Raw genomic sequence first — 23,225 nt, 5'->3', positions numbered from 1 at the left:
GCGGAGGGCTGAACGGCCGGTCCGCGTGGGAACAGATTGCAGCTGATTGTGAACAGAGTCAATGTGTAGATGCTACGGTTCATGCGTCTCTTGGGTCGGCTCCCGGGATCGGGTGCCCTCGGGTGCGGCAGGGGAGGCGTCGATGGCCGGTCGACACGCGAAAAGCTCGACAAGCCCCGCGACCGCGGGCGAAAGGGTCCAGGTTGTCCGGGGCTGCCTGGTCGGTCTCGGTGTGGTGCTCTTGCTGGGTCTTGCAGGTCGTTACGGCGGAAGTAGTAGGCAAGTTGACGGCGTCGCGGTGTCACGCGAGGCGCGCGTCGCGGCACCTCCGTCGGCGGTGAGTCGGCGCGCGCAGGCTTGTCGTCCGCGACGATGTGACATCAACAGGGCCCGCAGTGCGGAGATCCTGGTACGCTCCATGCGTGTGCTGAGTTCACATGAGGTGGGGCGGTGCTGGGGGCGCGTGCTGCACTGATGTCCCGGGCTGCCGGGGCGCGATCACAAGCAGGCCAGCTTCTTGGCCCTCAGTATTCAGTGGAGTGGCGTGTGAGCCAGGGCGAGAACGTGCTGAGCGACGGTATCCTGCCGGTCGGCTCCGTTCATCACTACGACGACGGGTTGCATGTCCGGGTCGACGACGTCGTGCCGTACGAGCTGGTGGACCCCGACGACTCGCACGGCGTGCGACAGGGAGACGACCTGATCCGGTGCACCCTGTTCCTGAGCAACGGCACGGGGCGGCCCATCGACGTCGACGGCATCAGCCTGCGCGTCCGCTGCGGGCCGTACGGTAAGACCGGCCGTCAGGTGCAGGACTACAAGAGCAACGTCCTCGACGACGAACTCGACGGGACGCTGCGCACCGGACGGCGGCTGTCGGCGACCTGGGCCTACAGCATTCCGGCCGGGACCGCCGGAGACATGGACATCGAGGTGCGGTTCGGGAGCGGGCACGGGCGGGAGAGCGTCACGTTCACCACTGCTGCCCCGACGCCCGACGGTGCTCGTGCGCCGGCCGCCGCCACCGTACCTGCGGCCTTGCCCGACCAGGCGGTGCTGTTCGGTGACGAACAGCGGTCCCTGTTCGCGGACCCCGAGCCGGACGCGGCCGCCGACGACTACCTGCTCGCTCCGGCGCTGACCGCGCCCGCAGCCCGGCCCCAGGACGCCGCGTCAGAGGCCGACGACGCGACGCGTGTCCGGCAGATTTTCCGCTTCCTCGCCGAGGCCGAGGCGTCGAGGACACGGCCCGTGCGCACCCTGGACGGGGCCGCCGGGACCGTGTGGTTCGACGAACTTCCCGATGATCACGGTGTCGCCGTCATGCTCGACGGGGAGCTCGCGACCGACGACCCGGCGTGGCTCACCGTCGCCCGTCCCGATCGTGAGGACGCGCCGCAGCCCAAGCCTGTGCTGGCGCCCTGGGTGGATGAGAGCCGCATCCGTGACTTCAAGCAGGTCCACGCCCCGCACCTGCGTCGGCGGATCGATCCCGAGTTCCCCGACTGGGCGGCGGGCATCCCGCTGGAGAAGACGTATCACGAACTCGACGAGCACCCCAAGCGCGAGAAGATCGAGAAGCTGTACGCGGCCTGGGAACAGGAGTGGCTCGCCTGGGCCGAGCGCCGGCGCGCGATCGACCCGCTGGTGCGGCTGTACGACCGGCTCCACAAGATGCACGAGGACGCCGCCAACCTCGGCGAGGCCTACGAACTCGTCCTCGGCTTCGGCAGGCTGACCTGGCAGACCACCTCCGGGCAGCGCGTCGAACGTCACCTCGTCACCCACCGGGCCACCATTCAGCTCGATCCCTCCACCGGCCTGCTCACCGCCGCCCCGGACCCGACGGGCGTCGGCATGGAGCTCGAAGAAGGCATGCTGGAAGCCGTCCAGCACGTACCCGGCCCGGTACGCGAGGAGATCGTCGCAGTTCTGGAGAACGCGTCCGACGCCACCGACCCGGAACACCTCGACGCCCTGCACACCGCCCTGCGCAGCTGGGTCAACGCCGCGCACAGCGCGGGCGGCTATCTGCCGACCGTCGAGCGTGCCAAGCCGCGCAGCCTGGACGTGCCGCACGTCGGCTTCACCCCCGCCCTCGTGCTGCGCGAGCGCAACCGGCGTTCCACCCTCGACGCCCTGCGGGCCATCGCCCGTCAGGTCGACGCCGGTACGCCGCCCACCGAACTGCTCGGCTACATCGCTGGCCGCGACGGGGCGCTCACCGCCGCCGACCTGGCGGCGTCCGAGGACAACGGCACGGACCCCGCCGCAGGAGAGATGTACTTCGCGCTCCCTGCCAACGAGGAGCAGCGCACCATCGCCGAACGGCTGCGCTCCAACCGGCTGGTCGTCGTGCAGGGCCCGCCCGGCACCGGCAAGACGCACACCATCGCCAACCTGGTGACCGACCTGCTCGCGCAGGGCAAGCGCGTCCTCATCACCAGCCACACACCGCGTGCCCTGCGTGTGCTGCGCGACAAGCTGCCCGAGTCCGTACGCGACCTGTGCGTCAGCCGCACTGAGGACGGCGCCGCGGCCCAGCGCGAGCTGGAGGCCTCGGTCCAGCGGATCCTTCACGAGTACGCCGGCTACGATCCGCAGGCCTCCGAGCGCGCCATCCACACACTGCAGACACGGCTGAGCACCGCCCGGACCGCACAGCAGAGCATGCTCCGCGACCTGGCCATGCTGCGGGAACAGGAGACACACCGGTTCGAGGCGGAGATCGGTGACTACCGCGGCAGCCTTCAGGACATCGCCGAGCGACTCGTCCGAGAAGCCCCGACCCACGACTGGCTCGGACCGGTGCCACAGGAACAGCCCGCGGTGAGCGCCGCCGAAGCCCTGCGCCTGCTGCACACCACCCGTGCGTTCACTCCGCACCACCAGGCTCTTGCCGCTGACGTGCCCGGGCCCTCGGAGCTGCCCGGTCCGGCCGTCTTCGAGGAGGCCGTCGAGGTCGTGCGCTCCGCCGAGGAGGCGCACACCGCAGTGCGGCGGGATCCGCTGAGCCAGGAGTACGACGCCTCCGTACAAGCGCTCTCCGAGGACGAGCAGCAGCGGCTGTCGACGGCGCTCGACGCCTTCGCAGCCGCCCGCGGACGTGCCGCCTCCCTCGCCGCCGCGTCCGGCGAGTGGGCCGTCGCCCTGCTGCGCGAGGTCGCCGCGGGGCAGGATTGGCAGGCCCGCAGCAGGCAGGCCGCTGTGACCGAGGCCCTCGCAGCCGTCGACGACTCTCTCGCGACGCTGCGAGGCGCCATGGTCAGCGGCATCGAGCAGTACGACCCGGCCACCGCGCTCAGTCAGGCGACAGTCCTGCACGACGGGCTCCGACAGGGCCACAAGCTGCGTGGTCCCCTGGGCATGCGGTCGAAGCTGGCCAAGTCAGTAGGGGCGTTCGTCGACGCCGTGCGCGTCGACGGACGGGCGCCCGAGGACACGGACACCGCGGCCGTCGTCCTCGCCCGGATCCAGCTCGAACTGCGGCTCTCTCAGGTCGAGTCGGAGTGGGGCACTCCCGTGGCCCTCTGGCAGGGCCACGGTCCGCGTCTCGCCCGACTGCGGCAGGAAGCGGAAACCCTCGAAGCGCTCCTCGGCGTCACCGCCGCCCGCACCCGGGTCCTGACGGCCGCCGCGACTTCTACGCAGCTGACGGGCGCGACCTGGCACGACCAGGACGTCGAGACCGCCGTGCGCGCTCTGCTGCGCGCCGCGACCACCCTGCGCGCCGCCGAACAGTCGCGCCGTGTCATCGCCGGAGCCGAGGAGCTGCTGCGCACCTGGAGCGACCGGCCCGGAGTCTCGCCGGCGATGTCGCGCGCACTCGACGCCGTCCGGGCGCAGGACGGCGACGGCTACCGCGAGTTCAGCGAGGAGATCGCCGAGGTCCGCGAGGCGGCCCGGTTGCGGGCCGAACACCGCGAGGCATCGGCGCGGGTGCGGGACGCCTTCCCTGCCCTCGCCGAAAGGATCACCGAGAGCGCCGACGACCGGCAGTGGGACGAGCGCCTGCCCGATCTGGCCGCCGCCTGGGCGTGGTCCGCATGGCGGGAGCGCATGGAGCGGCTCACCGACCCGGAGGCCGAGCGCACCCTGCGCCGCAAGCTGACCGAGGCCGACGACGAGGCCCGGATCATGCTCGCCCGGCTGGCCGCCGCGCGCGCTTGGCACCGGTGCCTGGGGCTGCTGACCGGCGACCAGTCGCGCGCGCTGAGCGCCTATCAGCATGCGGCGCGCCGCATCAAGGGCAAGTACCAGAACCGCTACCGGCGAGACGCGCAGGACGCCCTGCGCAAGGCCCAGACCGCCGTACCGGCCTGGATCATGCCGCTGCACCAGGTCGCCGAGACCGTGCCGATGGACCAACCGGGCATGTTCGACGTCGTCATCGTCGACGAGGCCAGCCAGTCCGGCCTGGAAGCCATGCTGCTGAGCTGGCTCGCCGACCGCATGGTCGTCGTCGGAGACAGCAAGCAGGTCAGCCCTTCCAACGTCGGCCTCAAGCAGGACGAGTACTTCCACCTGCGCGGCCGTCTCCTCACCGGCCTGGAAGCGGACGTCCGCAGCCTCTTCGGACCCGATTCCAGCTTCTTCGACCTCACCGAGGCCCTGTCGGCCGGTCGCGGCACGCTGATGCTCAAGGAGCACTTCCGGTGCATGCCGGAGATCATCTCCTTCTCCAACGAGCTCTGCTACAACGGCCGGCTCCAACCCCTGCGCCAGTACGGTGCCGACCGGCTGCCGCCCATGCGCACCGTGTACGTGGAGGGGGGCGAGGCCGTCGGCGCCAACACCCGTCTCGCGAACACCGCCGAGGCCGAGGCGCTCGTCGACACGATCGTGCGCTGCTGCGCCGACCCCGCGTACGAGGGCAGGACCATGGGCGTCATCAGCCTGCGCGGCAGCAAGGGGCACCTCGCGGAGCTCGAGAACCTGCTCGCGGAACGGCTCGACTACGAGCAGCGCGAGGCCCGCCGTATCAGGGTCGGTGACGCCGAGGACTTCCAGGGCGACGAACGCCACGTCATGTTCGTCTCATGCGTCAACTCGGCGACCACCGCCGCCGGTACCGTGCCGGGCGGATTCAACGGCAAGACGTACGAGCAGCGTCTGAACGTCGCCGCCTCGCGTGCCCAGGACCAGCTGTGGGTGTTCCACAGTGCCCGCACCGAGCAGTTCCACGAGAACGACCTTCGCCGCCAGTGGCTCGACCACCTCACCCGGCCCGCCGAGGAGGAGACCGCCGCCGTGGACGGCGAGGTGCTTCCGGACGTGCGGCACCCGGCGTTCGACAGTCTCTTCCAGCAGAAGGTCTACCTGGAGCTGACCGCACGCGACTACCGTGTCCGGCCCGGCTACCGGGTCGGCCGTCACGCCATCGACCTGGTCGTCGAGGGCGGGACGCGGCGCCTCGCCGTGGCCTGTGACGGCGATGTGTTCGCCGAAGGCGACGACGCGTCCACGGCAGCCGCACGCCAGCGGGACCTGGAGCGTGTCGACTGGACCTTCGTCCGCATCCGCGGCAGCCGCTTCCACCTGGACCGCGAGCAGGCGCTGGCGCCGCTGTGGGCGGAGCTGGAGCGGCTCGGCATCGAGCCGGTGGCGGACACTCCGGAGGAGCCCGGCGGCGTACCGCAGGGGCGGGATGCGTCGGCCTCGTCGTCCGAGGACGGCGAAAGCGACTCGCCGTACACTGCGGCCGAGGTTTTGCCGGACGGAGGGATCACTGAGCGGCCCGGCACGGCAGGCGAAGACGGAACAGGGCCCCTGGGGCGGCAGTGTGACGCGGAGCGTTCGCGAACTGCCGTGGCGCAGGCGGCGGCCACCGGCCCTGCGGCCGGGCGGAACCGACCTGAGCGGCCGTCCAGCGGGTCGGGCGTGTCCAGCAGTTCGGACCCCGTATTGGCGGCAGGTGCGCCCGACCGGGCTCCTGCCTCGCAGCTGCCCGCTCCCCGGCCGGCGGCGGAACCGGCGCCCGCACGGGCCGCCGACTCCGCTCCGCTCCGGGCCGACGCACCGTCACGCCGGGCCAAGGAGACGGAACTCGCGGCGGCGCTGAGCAAGGCTCCGGGGAAGTTCCCCGTGCAGTCCATTCCCGCACCGGCGTTCCGGCGTCTGGTGGGGGAGATGCAGCAGTTGCAGCTCGCCGTCGACGCGCCGGACGAGACACCGGACGGCATCGACGCCGCGAATCTGGTGTTCCTGCGCAAGACCCAGGCGGACCGGCGTGACCGCCGGACCAAGCGCCTCGCGTTCCTCCGCGCGTTCCTGGACGCCGTCGCAGTCGACGGGGGAGAGCAGACGCCTCAGGTCGTTGTTCCCGGCGCGCTGCTGGTCCTTGAGTTCGACGGGGACGTCGACAGGGACACCCTCTACACCGTAGCCGAACTGCCCACAGACGGAGCGGACCTCGTGTCCCCGTCCTCCCCTCTGGGGCACGCGCTCATGTGGCAGCGGGCCGGCCGCGAGGTGACGTACAGCGCCTCACAGGACAGGACACACCGCGTCACCGTTCGGGAGATCCGCGCCTGACGGACGGCTCGCCACCCGCGTGTGTACCGGCCGCCGCTCACCCGGAGAGGTGAGCGGCGGCCGATACGCGGTCTCAGCCGGTCACCGGGTCGAGCATGGGGCTGCGCTTTCCGCTCCATGAGACGGCCAAGGCGTCGCGGGCCCGCGTGCACGCCACGAACAGCAGGCAGTGCTCGGCCAGCAGATCCTGCTCGTGCTGCACGGCGTCGACCTCCGCGGGCGTCACCTGCGCGGCGAACGGCAGCACCGCGGCCGTGACCCCGACGACGGCCACACAGCGGAACTCGAGCCCCTTCATGGCGTGCATCGTGGCCACCCGCACCCCGGAGACACCCGGTCCCGGGTCGTCCTTGACGGCGACGGCCGCTATGCCCTCCCGGCGCAGGCGGGTGATCACGGCGTCGACGAGGGTGTTGAAGCGGGCACACACCGCGACCTCGGAGGGCTTCACCCCGTCCTGGTCGATCCAGACCCGGATCTGCTCCACCAACGCGCGCAGTTCCTCGTCCTGGCCGGCGTATCCGCGCGCCGAGGGGACCCGGCCGTGCAGTTCCGAGCGGTAACCGTACAGTGAGTCCCGGCCGCCGTCGTCCTCGTCGTCCTCGCCGAGCCGTCCGACGGCACGGCCGTCGAGGAGCGAGGCCGACCAGCGCAGGATCTCGTCCGTGCTTCGGTAGTTGATACGAAGCCGTGAGGTGCGGCCCCGGACGTGGATTCCGAGCGACCGCAGCGACACCCGTGAGTCGTAGATGCGCTGATGAGGATCGCCCACGAGGAAGATGTCGTCCGCCTGGGGCGCCGCACAGGCCCGCAGAACCCGCCACTGGGCGGGGTGCAGATCCTGTGCCTCGTCGACGATCACATGTCGGTAACGGGGCCCGGCCTCCTCGAGCAGCCGCGCGGCCTGGTCGCACAACTGCGTGTACGTCGCCGAGTCGCGCGACGCCAGGTCCGTCGTGAACCGCTCCATCACCCGCCACAGCCGTGCCCGCTGCACCCGGCCCACCTGTGTGCCGCGTCCGCGCCGCACACAGCGCAGATACTCCTCGGGCGTCCGCAGCCCCTGGGCAAGGACCACGTTGCGGTACTCCTGGGCGAGGAACTGCTCCGTCCACGGCAGGTCCTCGCGGGCCGTCGCGCGTGTCCACGCGCTGCGCTCGGCCGCCGCGGACAGAGGCTTGGGCGCCCGGCCCCGGAGCTCCTTGAGAACACGGGACGCCAGGGAGTCCACCGTCGTCACGTCCACGCGCTCCAGCAGATGCGCGTCGGCGTCCCCAAGAAGCAGCGTCAGACTGTCACGCAGGGAGGCTGCCATGGCGTTGGTGAACGTGGTGAGCAGGATGCGCTCGTCCTCGCGGCCGGTGCGCAGGAGATGGCGGACACGGTGCAGCGCCACGACCGTCTTCCCGGTACCGGGCCCGCCGGTGACCTGGGCGGATCCGTTGAAGCCGGGGTGATAGGCGTACCTGCGCTGTGCCGGGTGCAGGAAGATCCGCCAGCGTGCGAGGTCCTCGGCGAGGATGCGCTCCAGTTCGCCGGGTCCGGTGACCTCCACCATCCGGTTCGGGGTGTTGAGGATCGCCTCGGACAGGGTGACGACGGGCCGCTCCTCGGCTTCGCGCACGGTCTGGCCGCGGGGCGCGATCACCTGCTCCCACACCTCGTCCGCCGACCAGCCATCGGCCAGGTACTCCAGCACCTCGTACTGGTCGGCCGGCATCATCGGCGGCGCCATCACCGTCAGGTCGTCGGCGGTGACGCAGACCCGGGCAAGGCGCATCACATGGTCGTCGATGCCGAGATCGCGCAGCACGGTGTCGGAATGCTTCTCGAAGAGGCGGGCAGGGGTGCTGTCCGCCTTCGTCTCGAAGTAGGTCTCCATCTGCTCGAGCGCCTCGACGTTGCGCACCTCCAGCGCACCGGTGGCGCCGTTGACCGAGTACGCACGCTTCACGGCCCAGTTGATCGCGTCGTCGTGCGGTGCGACCCGCAGCAGCGTGAACAGGTCGCTGCCGTCGTCAGGTGCCAGAAGCACGCCCCGGTAGAACTTGGTGACGCGTATGGTGCGGATGCGAGGATCGCGCGCCCGCTCGAGCTTCTCCAGGTGCATGCCCTTGCTGGCGTGGAGCTGGGGGACGGTCATGCTCAGGAACATTTGGATCGCGTCGTTGACCTCCTTCTGCACGGGCTTCTGCAGGGAGATCATCTCCGCGACGAAGTCGTCGGAGAGGGCGAGTCGGGGCATGGGCGTCCTCGGGTCGCGCGGGGGACGGCGGTCGGGACCAGAGTAGAGAGTCCGCCGGCGGACGACGAGAGCCCCCTCTCTCCTTGTGTGAACTGAGTCAACGTTCTATATTTCTCGTGTTGTTGTAGACCGACCCGCTTCCGCGCCCGGTTCCGCCGTCCGAAAGGACCCCCCGCATGCCGGCCCAGCCCGCCCAGGCCGCCGTCCCTCACCCGCTCGACGAAGTCCCGCAGACGTTCAGGGCCGGAGACTCGTACGCAGTGCGCGACGGACTCGTCACGTACATCCGGCGGGACCTTCTCGGACCATGGGACGGTGAGAGCGAGACGCTCTCCACCGCCTCTTCCGGCCCCCGGGACCGGTACCTCGTCGGCATGCTCGGTCCACGGCCCGGCGCGGTGACGTCGGACAGGATCGCCATGGCCGCCGCACAGAGCGCGGACGGCGACTCGGGCGACGAGACGGAACGCGACGACAACGAGCAGCAGGACCGGCTCACACCGCAGGCGGCCGGCCACATCTGGGCCTCGTCCATGGGCATGTCGTTCACCGTTCCGGCGTCCGTCGGCACCCTCAGCGTCACCGCGGGGTGGGGCCGCTACACGCAGTCCGAGGAGGCCACCGACCGGGGAACGGCCCGTCGGGTCTGGTCGCGTGAGCCGGTCGAGCACCTGAAGGACATCGACGTCACCGACGCCGCGGGCCGGACCGTCCCGCTCGATGGCGATGCCGTCGTTCTCGACGTGCAGGTGCGGCGTCACGCCGGCCGCGCGGGCGAGGACCTGCGTATCGTCGAGCTCACCCTGGTGAACCGGCAGGACGACAGCCGCGAGGCGCGGGACGCCCACTGGCTCTTCCAGACCCGGCTCGAGGTCACCGCCTTCCCCGACGACCAGGCCGCCGTCTTCTTCCCCGTCGACGACCCCCTCGACCCCGCGAACCGGGGCAACGCTCCGGAAGACGCGGAGGACCGTCGTCTGCGACTTCTGTACCGGGACAACCTCAGCCACGGCAAGGGCCGCAACGTCGCCGTGCACGCCGAGGTGCGCGAGGGGGAGCGCAACGCCCACCGGCTCATCACCACATGGCTCCCCGAGTACGACGTCCGCGCCACGACCGCGCCCACCGTCGCCGAGCAGGACCTCCTGAACGGCCTCGAGCTGGGCATGGACGAGCTCGCCGCCCTCGCGGTCCCCACCCGCCGCGACGAACTCAGCAGCGCCCTCGCCCCCCTTGCCGACGGCTACGGGATCTGGCTCGAGCGGCAGCGTCGCAGCGCGCAGTCGCTCCCGGACGACCTGAGGGAATCGGCACTCGTCGCCATCGACCAGGCTGTCGAGATCTGCGACCGGATCACCCTCGGCATCGATACGCTCGTCGCCGACGACAACGCCCTCGACGCCTTCCGGTTCGCCAACCGGGCCATGGCCCTCCAGCGCCGCAACACCGCCATCGCCGCCGCCCGCGCCGGCCGGGACGACGAGCCGGAGTCGTACCGGGAGGCGTACGACGCGGTCCACGCCAAGGGCAAGGAAGCCGCCAGCTGGCGCCCCTTCCAGCTGGCCTTCGTACTCCTGAACCTCGCCTCCCTCACCCACCCGGGCCACCCGCACCGCGGCACCGGTCGCGAGGCACTCGTCGACCTGCTGTTCTTCCCGACAGGTGGTGGCAAGACGGAGGCGTACCTCGGCCTCGCGGCTTACACCTTCGCGCTGCGCCGGCTTCAGGGCACCATCGGCTCGGGCACCGACGTGCGCAGCGGCGAGGCGGGTGTCGGCGTCCTCATGCGCTACACCCTGCGCCTGCTGACCGCCCAGCAGTTCCAGCGCGCCGCCGCCCTGGTCAGCGCCTGCGAGGTGCTGCGCCGCGAGGAGTTCGCGCGGAACGCGCGCTGGGGTGCCACGCCGTTCCGGATCGGACTGTGGGTGGGAACCTCCGTATCACCCAACTGGTTCGACGAGGCGAAGGAACAGATCGCGGACGCCAAGGAGAACGCTAGCGACAAGCACGCCCGCGTGCTCCAGGTCCTCACCTGCCCCTGGTGCGGCAGCGGCCTGACCGCCCGCAACCACATGGAGTACGACGAAGGCCGCCGCCGCATCGTGCTCTACTGCCCACGGGGCGAGGGGGAGGACCGGTGTCCCTTCTCGCGGCTCGACGCCCCGGGCGAAGGCATTCCCGTCCTCACCGTCGACGAGGAGATCTACCGTCTCGCCCCCTCACTGCTGATCGCCACCGTCGACAAGTTCGCCCAGCTCCCCTGGAACGGGCACGCGGGCCTGCTCTTCGGCCGCGTCACCGAACTCTGCCCCCGGCACGGCTACCGCCACGACGACCTCGACGCCAAGACCGGCTGCGGCAGCCGCCATCACGCCAAGGGCCCCCTGCCCGGTGTCACCGCGCAGCCCGTCACCCGGCTGCGCCCGCCGGACCTGATCATCCAGGACGAACTGCACCTGATCTCAGGCGCGCTGGGCACCACGGTCGGTCTCTTCGAGTCCGCCATCGACCAGTTGTGCACTTGGAGCGTGCGCGACGCCGACGGGGTTCGCCACGAAGTGGGCCCGAAGATCGTCGCCTCCACGGCCACCACCAAGCGCGCGGCGGACCAGGTCCTCGGAGTCTTCGGCCGCAAGGTCGCCGTCTTCCCGCCGCAGGTGCTCGACGTCGGCGACACGTTCTTCTCCCGGCAGGTCGAACTCAGCCGGGAGAACCCGGGCCGCCGCTACCTCGGCGTCTGCGCCCACGGCACCCGCCTCAAGGCCGCCGAAATCCGTGTGGCGGAGATTCTCCTGCTCGCCGGCCAGCAGCTCTTCGACGACTACGGCACGCCTGCCGACCCCTACATGACGCTCGTCGGCTACTTCAACGCGACCCGCGAACTCGCGGGCATGCGCCGGTACATGGACGACGACATCACCACCCGCGTCCGCTCCAACGGCAGCCGCAAAGGACAGGACACGCTGTCCGACCGCATCGTCAGCAAGGCGGGCATGCTCGGCATCCAGGAACTGACGTCCCGCATCTCCTCCTCGGACATCGGCGCGGCACTCAAGCGGCTGGAGACCGGCTTCGACCCCGAGCGCGACACATCGGCACGGCGGCAGGCCCTTCTGCGGGAATACGCCGTCGCCATCAAGGAGAAGCGCGAGCCCCGCGCCACGATGACCCCCTTGAGGCGCCAGGCCGTCGACGTCGTCCTCGCCACCTCCATGCTCCAGGTCGGCGTCGACGTCTCCCGCTTCGGGCTCATGCTCGTCGTCGGGCAGCCCAAGAACACCGCCGAGTACATCCAGGCGTCGTCCCGCGTCGGCCGTGACGCGAAGCGCCCCGGTCTGGTCGTCACCCTTTACAACTGGTCGCGGCCGCGCGACCTCGCTCATTACGAGGACTTCGAGCACTACCACGCCACCTTCTACCGGCAGGTAGAGGCCCTCTCGGTCACCCCTTTCACCCGCCGGGCCCTCGATCGCGGTGTCGCCGCCACCTATGTCGCCGCGCTGCGCCACGCTGCGTACGACACCTCGCGGAACCTCGACGCCCATGACGTGGATCTGGATGGCCCGCTCGCCGCGGAGGTGGAACGGCGACTCCTCGACCGGGCGGAGCGGGTGGGCCGGGAGCGCGCCCGCCAGTACCTCGCCGAACGCCTGGACCGGCTCAAGGACGAGTGGCGCCGCAAGCGCGACGAAAGCAGCGCCGCCCTCGGGTACCGCAAGGAGAAGCGCAAGAACACCGTCGTCAGCGGTCTGCTGCGCCGTGCGGACGGCTCACGGTGGACCGATCTCACCGTCGGCATGTCCATGCGCGAGACCGAGAACGAGATCAACCTGCTCCTGCCGGGTGGTGGCGCCTTCCTCGACGAGCCCGCGGGCACCGGCCCCGACTGGAACTTCGGCGCCTCGGACACGGACACCGATCCGGACGCCGCAGCCACCGTCGACAGCGACGAGTACGGAACGACCGCCGGCGGAGCCGGGAAGGGACAGCGATGAGCGCCCACACCAACCGCAGGGTCGGCGCCGTCCGCCCCAGCCACCTCATGTACACCGCCGGCATCGGCTCACTCGTCGACCTGCCCAACTTCTCGGTGCTCGTCCGGGGGATCGACTCCTGGAGCTACTCCGGTGTCACGGACTACGACATCGACGAACCGCGGTTGAGGGCCGCGGTCAACCGGACCCTCCAGAGGTACGGCCGAGGCGAGATCGAGCAGCTTCGAGCAGCCCCATGGCTGGAAGGCGCGGACTCCGACCCCAAGGGCTGGGCGGCGCAGGGGATCGGCGTGCCCGTGACGCCGTTCCCCCAGTGGCTGCGGTGCACGGCGTGCAACGTTCTCGCCGCCGTGGACTCGGGCGAGTTCGCCTACGTCAACCCCAACCCCCGCACCCCCCACGAGGCCAAGTTCGTCCACGACTGCAAGCGCGGCAAGCCCCTCGCGGTCGCGGCCCGCTTCACTCTCGTCTGCACCGACGGACACCTCGACGAATTCCCGTACACCGCCTACGTCCATCACGGCCAGACCTGCGGCAAGACGCCGCGGCCCAAGCTCCGGATGAAGGACCACGGCGGAAACCAGGCCGCCAACGTCACCATCGAATGCGTCGCCTGCGGCACGAAGCGCAACATCCGTGAGGCGATGGGCGACCGGGGCCGGCGCCATCTGCCGCATTGCCGTGGACGACACCCCCACCTCGGAACTTTCGAGTCCGGCTGCGACAAGGACGCGGTTCTGATGGTCGCCGGTGCGTCCAACCAGTGGTTCCCCCTGACCCTCAGCGCACTCGCGCTGCCCAAGGGGCAGGGCGGGGACATCGACAAACTGCTCGACGACCACTGGCCGGAGCTGAAGGGCATCGAATCCCGCGACAACCTCGCGTTCCTTGCCGCCATTCCCGCGTTCGGCTACCTCAAGGACTTCGACGCGGACGCCGTGGTCGCCGCTGTCGCCGCCCGCAAGGCCGGGGCCGACAGCCCCGCCCCGTCCGCGCCCGACGTCCAGGACTGGCTGTTCGGGCCCGAATGGGACGCGCTCTCGGGACCGGTCCCGCCGCCCAGTGACGACTTCACGCTCCGTCCGGTCACGGTGCCGGCGCCGCTCGGCGAGCTCTTCTCCGACGTCAGGCAGGTCGAACGACTTCGTGAGGCGCGGGCGCTGATCGGTTTCACCCGCCTCGACGCCCCCGACCCGGAGTCGCCGGAGATCGCGACCCGAGTCGACCTCTCCCGAGGCACTCAGAATTGGGTGCCGGCCAGCGAGGTACGGGGCGAGGGCATCTTCCTACGCGTACGCGACGACCTGATGGCCGACTGGACCATGAGGATGGAGAAGTCGCCGGAGATGGCGGCCCATCAGGAGGCGTTCGCCCGATTCCGCACCAACCGCAAGTCGGACCGGAAGACGAGCGACTTCGATCCCCTGCACGGGTGGCCAGGCGCACGCTACATTGCCCTGCACACGTTGTCCCACCTGCTGATCCGGACCATCGCCCTCGAATGCGGCTACAGCTCCGCCTCACTCGCCGAACGGATCTACGCGGGCAGCGACGAGAGCCCGAAGGGCGGCATTCTTATCTACACCGCGGTGCCCGACTCCGAAGGAACCCTGGGCGGCCTCGTCTCACTGGCGGAGGAGCGGGATCTCGGCCGGATCGTCCGCCGCGCCCTCGGCGACGCCTCCCACTGCTCGGCAGACCCGCTGTGCTCCGAGCGACTGCCGCACGACCCGGCCGACTATCTGCACGGAGCTGCTTGTCACATCTGCCTGTTCGTCTCAGAGACGACCTGCGAACGGGGCAATCGCTTCCTCGACCGTCGGTTTCTGGTGCCTCTCACTGGTACCAAGGAACAAGTGCTCACTCCAGTAGGTCTGCTGCCATGAGCAGGCAACGGTTCGAGGCCGCGGCCGAAACGGTGGTCGCGGTCCTCGGCCCCTCCCGCGCGAAGGACCTCGCCGGCCTGCTGGCGATCGGGCACAGCCGAGAACGGGCACTGACCGAACTGTCGACCCCTGGCGTCCATGAGGCAGTTGAGCAGCTCTACAAGGCTGTGGCGGCCGACGGCGTTCGTCATGAGGAAGCCGCCGCCTATTTGCGCGGCTACGTCGCAGCGACGCTGCATACACGGGACGCGGTGCAGGTACGTACTGTGTGGAGTGGGCCGGCCACACCTGCGGTGCCCGTTCGGGCAACAGCGCAGGTACTGGCCGAGGTGATACACGAATCACGTCACGAGCTACTCGCCATGACCTATGCGGCCCGTCCCTATCCAACGCTGACCCGCGCGCTGACAGAGGCGACTGCCCGCGGTGTCGTCGTGCACATGGTCGTAGAGACCTTGGCGGGAGCGGCCGGGTTGCTCGCCGGAGACGAACCAGCCAAGGCGTTCGCATCCGTCGGAGGGGTGCGCCTGTGGCACTGGGCGCGCGATCCGGCTTCGCGTGAGCGGTCACGCCAGCATGCAAAGCTCGCGGTCGCCGACCGCCGTGTGTTGTTCCTCAGCAGCGCCAATCTCACTGAGTCGGCTGCGAAGAGAAATATGGAGGCGGGGGTGCTGATACGTGGGGGAGATGCACCACTGCGGGCGGCCGAGCACATCATGGCACTTCAAAGCCAGGGAGTTCTGCGCCGTTTGCGGCCATGACAAGGTCCGGGCGGAATTCAGTTCCGTGATCGATCACGACCCGATGGCGATCACTGCCGTATTGGCATCGCCGCCGGAGTCGAACTTCACCACGGCCATATCACACCACCGCAGGCGGCCGTGGTCAGGGGGAGCACTGCGGTGGCCGAGGCAACAGGACGGGGGCGCCTCCCCGCCAGTGGTCGGGCCTGCCCGCGAGGCGCGGGCGACCTGGGGACGACTCTAACGGGAGGGTCCGACACAGGGCCCCGACCTGGGGCGACGGTGAAGACGTGCGCGACCAGGCCCCCCGCATCGCCCTGCGAATGTTGCTCATGGCCTTCACGCTGTGGGCTGGGGCGGGCATCGTCAACCATCACTCGCAGGGTTTCGGCTCCTGGTGGCTTTTCGCTCCGATCGGGGTCGGAGCGTCCCCGTCATGGCTTCGGCATTCCGCCGTGCGTTTCCTGCCACGTCGAGGGCGGCCGCCCTCGTTGTCGGCGTCGTCCTCGGGGCTCTGGCCGCCGGGTTCGGGGCCCACATGTTCACCGAGCCGGGCTCGGGCTGGGGCTGCGGCTCACGGGTCATCGTCTACGGCTTGGCAGCAGTTCTGGCATTCAACGGCATCCGGCTGCTCGTCCGGCAGTGGAGCTGGCAGCGCACCGCTCCTTGGTTGCTGCCGGCTCTGCTGCCCCTCACCCCCCGAAACGTCCGCCGCACCGATCGCGTCCAGCCCAGGCCCGGCGGGCCCGCCGGGCTCCCGCATGTAGACATCATGGCGGATCTCGATCATCAGCGCACTGACCCGCCGGTCGCGGCCGTAGTGCTTCAACGGCACATACGTCCCCGCGAACGGGCTGTCCGTCCCGGTCCCACCGAACCCGGCGAACTCCTTGCGCGCCGCGTCCAGCAGCCGGCCGGCGTGAAGGCGTCCGTCCCGAGGCAGATCGGCGGCCACGGCCCGTCACCGTGCAGCTCGTACGGCAGTGGCTCGGTCGGATACGAGTGCACATCGATGACGACGGCGCGCCCCATGGCCTCCAGTCGTTCGTCGACGGCGTCCGTCATGGCCTGTGCGTAGGGGTGGAAGTACCGCTCGTCGAGCGGCTGCCCGTCGAACCCGTCGGGCCGCAGCACCTCCCGGTGCGTGGTCCGTGTGTAGACCGCACCCATGCCGACCGCCAGCATCTCCTCCCGCTCGTCGGGAAAACGCTCCGGGTCGACGACGAGACGAGAGAGCCGGTTGACGAACCGCCAGGGCGCGACGGCCGCGCCCGCGGCGGCGGCGATCTCCGCGGTGTGCGAGTCGGTGATGTGGTCCAGCTCCCGCTCGAGCGCGCAGTCGTCGAGCACAATCCCGCGCCGGACGTCGGCGGGGATGGCACGGGAGGAGTGGGGGACGTGGAGGAGAACAGGTGAGGCGGGTGCGCCGGGGAGGAGTTGGAAGGACGCCGGGGTGTCGTGCACGCGTAGTTCCTTGCCGGTGATGTGGATCGCGCTCGGGGAGGCAAGCGCGCCTCCCCACCATGGGTTTCGGGCCTGCCCGCGTGGTGGGGCGACCTGGAAACGACTCTAACGGGAACGCCCGACACCGGGCCCGGCCTGGGTCCCACCTCATCGCCCTGTGAACGCGCCGGGTAACGTGCCGGCATGACGCGCACCCAACGACCCGGACCGGAGCCGGCCCCCGCACCGATGACCGACGAGGGCGGCGTACGACTGCCGCGACTGCGCTTCAAGGACGTGGTCGTCCGCGGAGCCTTGCAAGGGATCGCCGCCGTGGCCCTGCTGGCCCTCGTCTCGCTGTTCGTCGCCGACCACCACGACCGCGAGACGTTCCTAGCCGTTGTGGCGGGCTCCGCCATGGTCGGTGCGGGTGTCTGCATCGTGTTCGGCGGCTTCTTCTGGGCCGTCTGCAGGGGCGACGTCAGACGGTGGCGCGACTGGCGGACCATCACCGGCCAGACGGAGGCCGTGACGGTCATGGGCCCGGCGCTCTTCCGACTCGGCGTGCTCGCGCTTGTGCTCTTCCCCGGCGCCTTCGGCCTCTACGGCGTGGTGGACAACGCGCCCTACGACAGCTGGCTGTACGGCAGTTGAAAGGAACGGCGTGGCTCTGGGCACTGAGCACCACGCCGTCAGCCGCGGATGAGTACGTTGCGCGGAATGTGCGCGACGAGGCGATGGCTCGGCCTCCCCGCCATAGCCCAAGTGCAGTTCCTACCGAGCTCGTATTGCCAGCACGTAGTACGTCATGCCCAGTGACGCCGATGTCTGGTCGGTACCCGAGTCGGTGTGAGTGTCCGGGACCACCACGGTGTCGAAGCCGAGGCCCTTGGCGCTCGCCCGGTTGGTGATCACGACACCAGGCCGGGCGAGGTCGAGATTGCGGTAACGCCCTTGCGTGGCTTGCGCGGCGTACATCCGGGGCTTCAGTCGCGGCGCGCCATAGCCTGAAGCTCTACGTGGCGCAGTCGGCTCATCACCACGAGTTCCGCGAGCTGTTCCTTGCGCACGTTCCACTCGCCGACCGGGCGTCTTACCGAGCGAGGCGCGAGGCAACTCTGCACACCACCTGCCCGCCGTACGGCACCCTCCACACAGCCTCCCGCCCCTCAACCCTCAATTCGCCCGAACCAGTCCCACCGCTTCCAGCACGAGTGCCGTCGGCGGCATCCCCGTTGGACGCGCTGCACTCGAAACATCCGCACCAACTTCGCCTTCTACCCGCCTGCGGAGGCCAAAGACGCCTGGCAGTCCACGCTGCTGTCCCTCAGCCCGCCCTGCGGCAGGCGTTCCCTGAGCCGGCCGTGGAGTACGGGACATCGGGCGTCCACCACATCCAGGTGCTCGACTTCGAGGTCGAAGTCGCGCCGGACTACGCCTACATCACCCTCACCGACGTGACCGCCGACGAGGCCGCCGTCTTCTGCCAGGTGGCTCCGTGACTCCTTCGCACCCGCGCCGCACCTCGTCCGTTTCTCCAGCAGTTTCGCGATGGCGAACGGAGAGATGAGGAGTACTGCCAGTGGCCGTCGACCACCGGATAGGACCGCCCAGTTTCGGGAGCGAGCGCGACATGCTGCGGGCCTTCCTCGACCACCACACAAGATCGACTTTAAGGCGGTGTACGACGTGAGCGCGTCGACCAAACAGGAGGCGTTCGCGGCCTGGTCGGCCGAGGTGGAGAACTCGCGCGCGTATCGAGCGGGAGGCTGAGTCCCTGGACCAGGCCGGGTATCTCCACGATGGAGCGAGGAGGTGTCGCTGCGGATGGTGATAATGCACGTCCTACTGGAGTACGGCCGACACAACGGGCACGCGGATCTCTTGCGAGAGGGGCGTCGACGGGACCGTTGGCGCCTGAGTCCGCAGGATCCGATGTCCGCCCGACCCGCTCTGATGTCACAACTTGTGACGGCGTGACAGGCCGACTACGGCGAGACCCACTCAAGCTCCAAGACTCGCCATCCGGGCCCTGCGTACGGTCGGAGTGAAGAACATCAGGGCCGGCCTACGCCGCGACGCCTGCAACCCCAGCCTCCCCCTCGCTCTCCTCGGCCTCGGATGCGCGCGAACCGGACATCACGCGACGACGTCGAAGCCCTGGCTCCCGGACCCCATGACAGGGACCACGACTGCGGTGTCAGTCTGCTGAAGTATCCTCCCGGCCACCGCACACCGACTTTGAGGACCAAGAGAATTGACTGGCCTGTCTGCTTTCCCGCTGCCCTTCCACGCTTCCCGTTCCATATCGTTCGCGACACCCCGAACCCTGCGGGAACTTCAGATGATGCAGTGCAGCTCACACATTCGGGCGAAGCCGGGGTGGTTCGACAAGATGAACGATGCCGACATCGTCGCCAGGTGGACGCAAGAAGCGGTCGCCCAGGGCCTCACCGAAGCGCAGGTTCGTTACGTGCTTGCCGAACTCCGGCATTACGCCGCGCTGCGGGACGGACGAACCGGCGTCGAGGTGTCCGCGGTCGACGGGGTGTGGCAGTCGGACACACTGGTCGACGACAAGCTCGGATCCCGGTTGCGCGAGGCGGTCCGGGTTCTGGAACAGGTCCCCGAAGCAGAGCAGGACTGGCATCCCGGATCCGACGGCCAAGTACTGGATCTGGTTCATCCCTCACTGTTCTGCCTGGTGAGAGAGGTGAGCGGTGCGCCCGAGCGGGCTTGGCAGAACCCGACGAACCGCTACTCGAGGTACGAGTTCTCGGAGAAATTCCAGTGGCTGCCCACGGACGTCGACGTCAGTGACGACGGCGATGTCGCCTTCCGTTCGTACGTCAACAACGTCCACCCCGAGACTCATCGCGAACTGGCCTCCGTCCTGCCAGACTTGTTCGCGCGCTTCCGCCCGCTGCTGGAGAACGTGCTCACCGATCTGCGCCGTCCGAGGCCCCCGCGGATCGAGGCCGATCCTTTCGGTTGGTACGACTCGGAGCCGGAGTATCCGGACAAGTCCTCCTGCAGTGATGATGAGGCCTACGCAGAAGCCCTCCGTGCATGGCAAGAGGCCCAGGACGACTGGTGGGAGAACCGCCGCCCGGTCATCCCGGACGCCCCGGCGTTCACTCCGCCCGAGTTGCCCGATGAATCCGACCGAGTCGACCTGCGCGGCCGCCGTCTCCAGGTCATCGTCAAGCTCGCCAGCATTCGTCTCACCCCGGACAAGCCCGAGTACCCAGGCGGTTCCTGGCATGTCGAGGGGATGTTGAACGAGCGGATCGTCTCGACCGGCATCTACTACTGGGACAGCGAGAACATCACCGAAAGCCGGCTGAGTTTCCGGGCGGCACTCGACGAGCCGGACTACGAACAGAACGACGACAACGGTGTGCGTGAGGTATACGGCCTGGAGGACGAAGACGCACTGAACCAGATGCTGGGATCGGCATCGACCCCAGCGGGCCGCTGCCTGGCGTTTCCGAACATCCTGCAACACCGCGTCGGCTCATTCCGCCTCGCGGACCCTACCCGCCCGGGATATCGCAAGATTCTCGCGTTCTTCCTGGTCGACCCGTCGGAAAAGATCGTCTCGACATCCGATGTGCCACCGCAACAGCCATGGTCCGACACCTCGACCATGACGCTTGAACAGGCCAAGAGCTACCGCGAACAACTCATGCAGGAACGCAAGTTCTTCGTGGACGAACACAACGAGCAACTCTACGAACGAGAATTCTCCCTCTGCGAGCACTGAACTACGCCGCGGCGCCGAGGTCCTGGGCTACGACCCGGCCAACCTCACGGAGCAGCAGCGAGAGCGAGTTCGCCGACGTGCCGGAAGAGATGGCCTCGGCCCACGACGGTGCAGTGGCTCAGACGTCGTACGGCGGCGCGCTGACGTTCGGCCACCGGACCACGCGTACGGCCGCCGATGCGCGCTGGGCCCTCCATCCGATGAGGAGCGCGAGGAGCGCGCATGGAGCGAGAGGTGCGCCGGGGCGCGACTTGGCGGGTGAGTGAGCGCCCCCGGACCGGCTCGACGACAGATGCGATGGCCAATGCACGTTGTAACGTTTCTTCGATAATGGCGCCGAATGCTTCTCTTCGGTCCTGATTCCAGGTTTCGCTCACAAGGAAAGCCGTCCGATCCGTAACTTCCGTATTAGTCGGAAAATCCGTCTTCTCTTTACGGTCTTGTGGCGCTCCAAGGGCTTCTGGTTAACGTCTGCATGTCGCTCAGCCTCCGTTCCGATTCCCGATGACTCGGACGCGGTCGGTAGGCGGTCGGTATGCCGGCCACCCGCCACCAGGGAGCACGAGCGGAAACCGTATGAAGGAGTGGCTGTGAAGAAGGCTTACGAGGCCCCGACACTCGTCCGGCTCGGATCATTCCGCAAGAAGACCGGACTTCTCCAGCGGTCCGGCAACGACCGCCTCATCCTCAGCAAGAACTGACGGTCCGCGGCCGGCTGAATCGACGCCATGACTGAACTGCACGAGAGTGCGGGTCCGGGCCCCGGCGATGCGCATTTCGCGGTCTTTCCCGACCGCGAGGACGCGGTCGCCGTGGCCCGCTCCTTCCTGCGTCCGGGCAGCCGGACCCTGAGCCATTCGTCGGGCCGCCCATGGCTCGTGGGGGACTGGCACGACTCCGAGATCGTCACCGCCGCGGCAGGCCGGGCCACCATCGCGGTCGTCGGGTGCTGTCCCGTCGACGCGGCCGAACTGGAGCGCCGCGTCGGCCGCTTACGTGATCTCGCGGAGCTCGACGCACTGGCGCGCTCACTGCCCGGCAGCTTCCACCTGGTCGCCGCGCTCGACGGACGGCTCAGGGTCCAGGGCACGGCGTCCGGTCTCCGACTCGTCTTCCACTCCGAGATCGACGGTGTGCGCGTGGCGGCCACTAGCGCCGACACGCTCGCCGCTGTCATCGGAGCCGAACCGGACACGCAGCAGCTCGCCGTGCGACTGCTCTGGCCGGTCCCGCATCCGCTCGCGGACACCTCGGTCTGGGGCGGCGTCACCGCTGTCGCCCCCGAGGACGCCCTGGTAGTTGCCGCGGACGGACGGACCGCACGCGCATCACGCTGGTGGACACCGCCGGACCCGGTCCGACCGCTCCACGACTCGACCACCGACGTCAGGGACGCCCTCGTCGAAGCGGTCGGCGCCCGCACGGCACAAGGCGGAGTCGTCAGCTGCGACTTGTCCGGAGGGCTCGACTCCACCTCCCTGCTCTTCCTGGCCGCTCAGTCGAAGGCCGAGCTGGTGGCCAGCACCTGGCCAGGACGTGATCCGGCGGACACCGACCTCCAATGGGCCCGGAAGGCCGCCCGGTTCCTCCCCGGCGTCGAACACGTCGTGTGGGACGCCGACGCTTCGCCGCTCGTCTACGAGGACCTCCTCGGCATCGACGACCTGCTGGACGAACCGACCATCGGCGTCATGGACCGGTCGCGGGTCCTGCACCATCTTCCCGCCTTGGCGGCACGCGGCAGCCGGCTGCACATGACCGGCATCGGCGGCGACCACGTGGCCTGGTGCTCAGAGGCGTACTACCACCGCCTCGCCCGCACGCGGCCGTTGTTCGCCCTGCGGCAGCTCCGCGGCTTCCGCGCCCTGTGGCAGTGGCCGCTCGGCGGCACCCTGCGCGCCCTGGCCGACAACAGGACGTACGGGGCATGGCTCGCGGACGGCGCGCGACGGCTGCGTGAACCGCTGCCGGCGTCGGTCAGCAGCGGCCTCGGCTGGGGGATGCCGCCGCGCCTGTTCGACTGGGTGACGCCGGACGCCGAGCGGCTGGCCCGGCATGCGCTCCAAGAGGCCGCGGCGACGGCGTCGCCGCTCCACCCGGACCGTGGTCTGCACGCCGACCTGGAACAGATCCGCTCCTGCACACGCATCATCCGGCAATGGGACCGGATGGCCGCCCGCGCCGGAGTGCCGATGGCCTCGCCCTTCCTCGACGACCGGGTGATCGAGACGTGCCTGGCGGTCCGGCCGAGCGACCGGGTGACGCCGTGGCACTACAAACCACTCCTGACCGAGGCCGTGCGCGGCATCGTGCCCGAGGAATGCCTGCGGCGTACGGACAAGGCCGCCGCGTCCATGGACGCCTCCAACGGGCTGCGCGAACACCGCGGCGACCTGCTGGCCCTGTGGAAGGACTCACGGCTGGAAGATCTCGGCCTGGTCGACGGCGAAGCCCTGCGGCGGCTCGCCCGAAGGCCGTCGACCCCCGGACTGCGGGACGCGATCCTCTACTCGACGATCGCCTGCGAAGTATGGCTGCGCGGGGTCTCCCGCCCCGCCGGACAGGCGAGCGCGATACGAACCGGACGGTGAGGCGCCATGAACCGGTCGGTGG

General features: G+C 69.5%; 11 protein-coding genes and 2 pseudogenes. 10 read left to right on the top strand and 3 right to left on the bottom strand.

Annotated elements, in window-relative coordinates:
* The first annotated feature begins 546 nt into the window (after window positions 1–546).
* Entirely contained in the window at window positions 547–6,534 is a 5,988-nt protein-coding gene (locus tag ACF08N_RS01450; protein WP_392322498.1) for an AAA domain-containing protein, read from the top strand.
* 73 nt (window positions 6,535–6,607) lie between these two features.
* On the opposite strand, the gene ACF08N_RS01445 is transcribed toward ACF08N_RS01450, so the two are convergent.
* The gene (locus ACF08N_RS01445) at window positions 6,608–8,779 is read right to left on the bottom strand and encodes a UvrD-helicase domain-containing protein (protein ID WP_392322497.1); all 2,172 of its coding nucleotides are present in this window, start codon (window positions 8,777–8,779) and stop codon (window positions 6,608–6,610) included.
* A gap of 176 nt (window positions 8,780–8,955) precedes the next feature.
* On the opposite strand from ACF08N_RS01445, the gene drmA reads away from it, so the two are divergent.
* From drmA to drmC, 3 genes are read left to right on the top strand one after another with little or no spacing between them, the layout of a single operon-like run.
* The gene (gene drmA, locus ACF08N_RS01440) at window positions 8,956–12,774 is read left to right on the top strand and encodes a DISARM system helicase DrmA (protein ID WP_392322496.1); all 3,819 of its coding nucleotides are present in this window, start codon (window positions 8,956–8,958) and stop codon (window positions 12,772–12,774) included.
* Window positions 12,771–14,660 carry a DrmB family protein gene (gene drmB, locus ACF08N_RS01435; RefSeq protein WP_392322495.1) on the top strand — a complete coding sequence of 630 codons (1,890 nt, stop codon included), beginning with the start codon at window positions 12,771–12,773 and terminating at the stop codon, window positions 14,658–14,660. Before drmA ends, drmB begins: the two co-directional genes overlap by 4 nt.
* Window positions 14,657–15,421, top strand: coding sequence for a DISARM system phospholipase D-like protein DrmC (gene drmC / locus ACF08N_RS01430; protein WP_392322494.1), 765 nt, complete (start codon window positions 14,657–14,659; stop codon window positions 15,419–15,421). Before drmB ends, drmC begins: the two co-directional genes overlap by 4 nt.
* A 556-nt stretch (window positions 15,422–15,977) precedes the next feature.
* Here drmC and ACF08N_RS01425 read toward each other — a convergent pair.
* Window positions 15,978–16,867, bottom strand: a pseudogene (locus ACF08N_RS01425) (N-formylglutamate amidohydrolase).
* A 183-nt stretch (window positions 16,868–17,050) separates the two neighbouring features.
* Here ACF08N_RS01425 and ACF08N_RS01420 point away from each other — a divergent pair.
* Complete coding sequence (locus ACF08N_RS01420; protein ID WP_392322493.1) at window positions 17,051–17,500, top strand: DUF6336 family protein; 450 nt, start codon at window positions 17,051–17,053, stop codon at window positions 17,498–17,500.
* A gap of 120 nt (window positions 17,501–17,620) precedes the next feature.
* Here the strand turns inward: ACF08N_RS01420 and ACF08N_RS01415 are convergent, their stop codons facing one another.
* On the bottom strand, window positions 17,621–17,824 hold the full coding sequence (locus ACF08N_RS01415; protein ID WP_392322492.1) for a hypothetical protein: 204 nt from the start codon (window positions 17,822–17,824) through the stop codon (window positions 17,621–17,623).
* Window positions 17,825–18,210: 386 nt separating this feature from the next.
* Here ACF08N_RS01415 and ACF08N_RS01410 point away from each other — a divergent pair, with 386 nt between their 5' ends.
* The 5 genes and pseudogenes from ACF08N_RS01410 (at window position 18,211) to ACF08N_RS01390 (ending at window position 23,203) form a co-directional block, all read left to right on the top strand.
* Window positions 18,211–18,348, top strand: coding sequence for a hypothetical protein (locus tag ACF08N_RS01410; protein ID WP_392322491.1), 138 nt, complete (start codon window positions 18,211–18,213; stop codon window positions 18,346–18,348).
* Between the two features lie 163 nt (window positions 18,349–18,511).
* Window positions 18,512–18,767, top strand: a pseudogene (locus ACF08N_RS01405) (DUF664 domain-containing protein); the annotation flags it as partial.
* Between the two features lie 336 nt (window positions 18,768–19,103).
* Window positions 19,104–20,612, top strand: a complete 1,509-nt coding sequence (locus tag ACF08N_RS01400; protein WP_392322490.1) for a DUF4246 domain-containing protein — start codon at window positions 19,104–19,106, stop codon at window positions 20,610–20,612.
* A gap of 590 nt (window positions 20,613–21,202) precedes the next feature.
* Entirely contained in the window at window positions 21,203–21,313 is a 111-nt protein-coding gene (locus ACF08N_RS01395) for a keywimysin-related RiPP (RefSeq protein WP_311688311.1), read from the top strand.
* Window positions 21,314–21,340: 27 nt separating this feature from the next.
* Window positions 21,341–23,203, top strand: a complete 1,863-nt coding sequence (locus ACF08N_RS01390; RefSeq protein WP_392322489.1) for a lasso peptide isopeptide bond-forming cyclase — start codon at window positions 21,341–21,343, stop codon at window positions 23,201–23,203.
* The last annotated feature ends 22 nt before the right edge of the window (window positions 23,204–23,225 follow it).

Origin of the sequence: Streptomyces sp. NPDC015127 (assembly GCF_043080095.1) — a bacterium.
Lineage (GTDB): Bacteria > Actinomycetota > Actinomycetes > Streptomycetales > Streptomycetaceae > Streptomyces.
This window is presented reverse-complemented; position numbering and strand designations above follow the sequence as displayed.

Bases quoted from the DNA above. Each gene is read 5' to 3' on its own strand.
- ACF08N_RS01445 (WP_392322497.1), bottom strand. From the start codon at position 8,779: ATGCCCCGACTCGCCCTCTCCGACGACTTCGTCGCGGAGATGATCTCC.
- drmA (WP_392322496.1), top strand. From the start codon at position 8,956: ATGCCGGCCCAGCCCGCCCAGGCCGCCGTCCCTCACCCGCTCGACGAA.
- drmB (WP_392322495.1), top strand. From the start codon at position 12,771: ATGAGCGCCCACACCAACCGCAGGGTCGGCGCCGTCCGCCCCAGCCAC.
- drmC (WP_392322494.1), top strand. From the start codon at position 14,657: ATGAGCAGGCAACGGTTCGAGGCCGCGGCCGAAACGGTGGTCGCGGTC.
- ACF08N_RS01420 (WP_392322493.1), top strand. From the start codon at position 17,051: ATGACGCGCACCCAACGACCCGGACCGGAGCCGGCCCCCGCACCGATG.
- ACF08N_RS01415 (WP_392322492.1), bottom strand. From the start codon at position 17,824: ATGTACGCCGCGCAAGCCACGCAAGGGCGTTACCGCAATCTCGACCTC.
- ACF08N_RS01390 (WP_392322489.1), top strand. From the start codon at position 21,341: ATGACTGAACTGCACGAGAGTGCGGGTCCGGGCCCCGGCGATGCGCAT.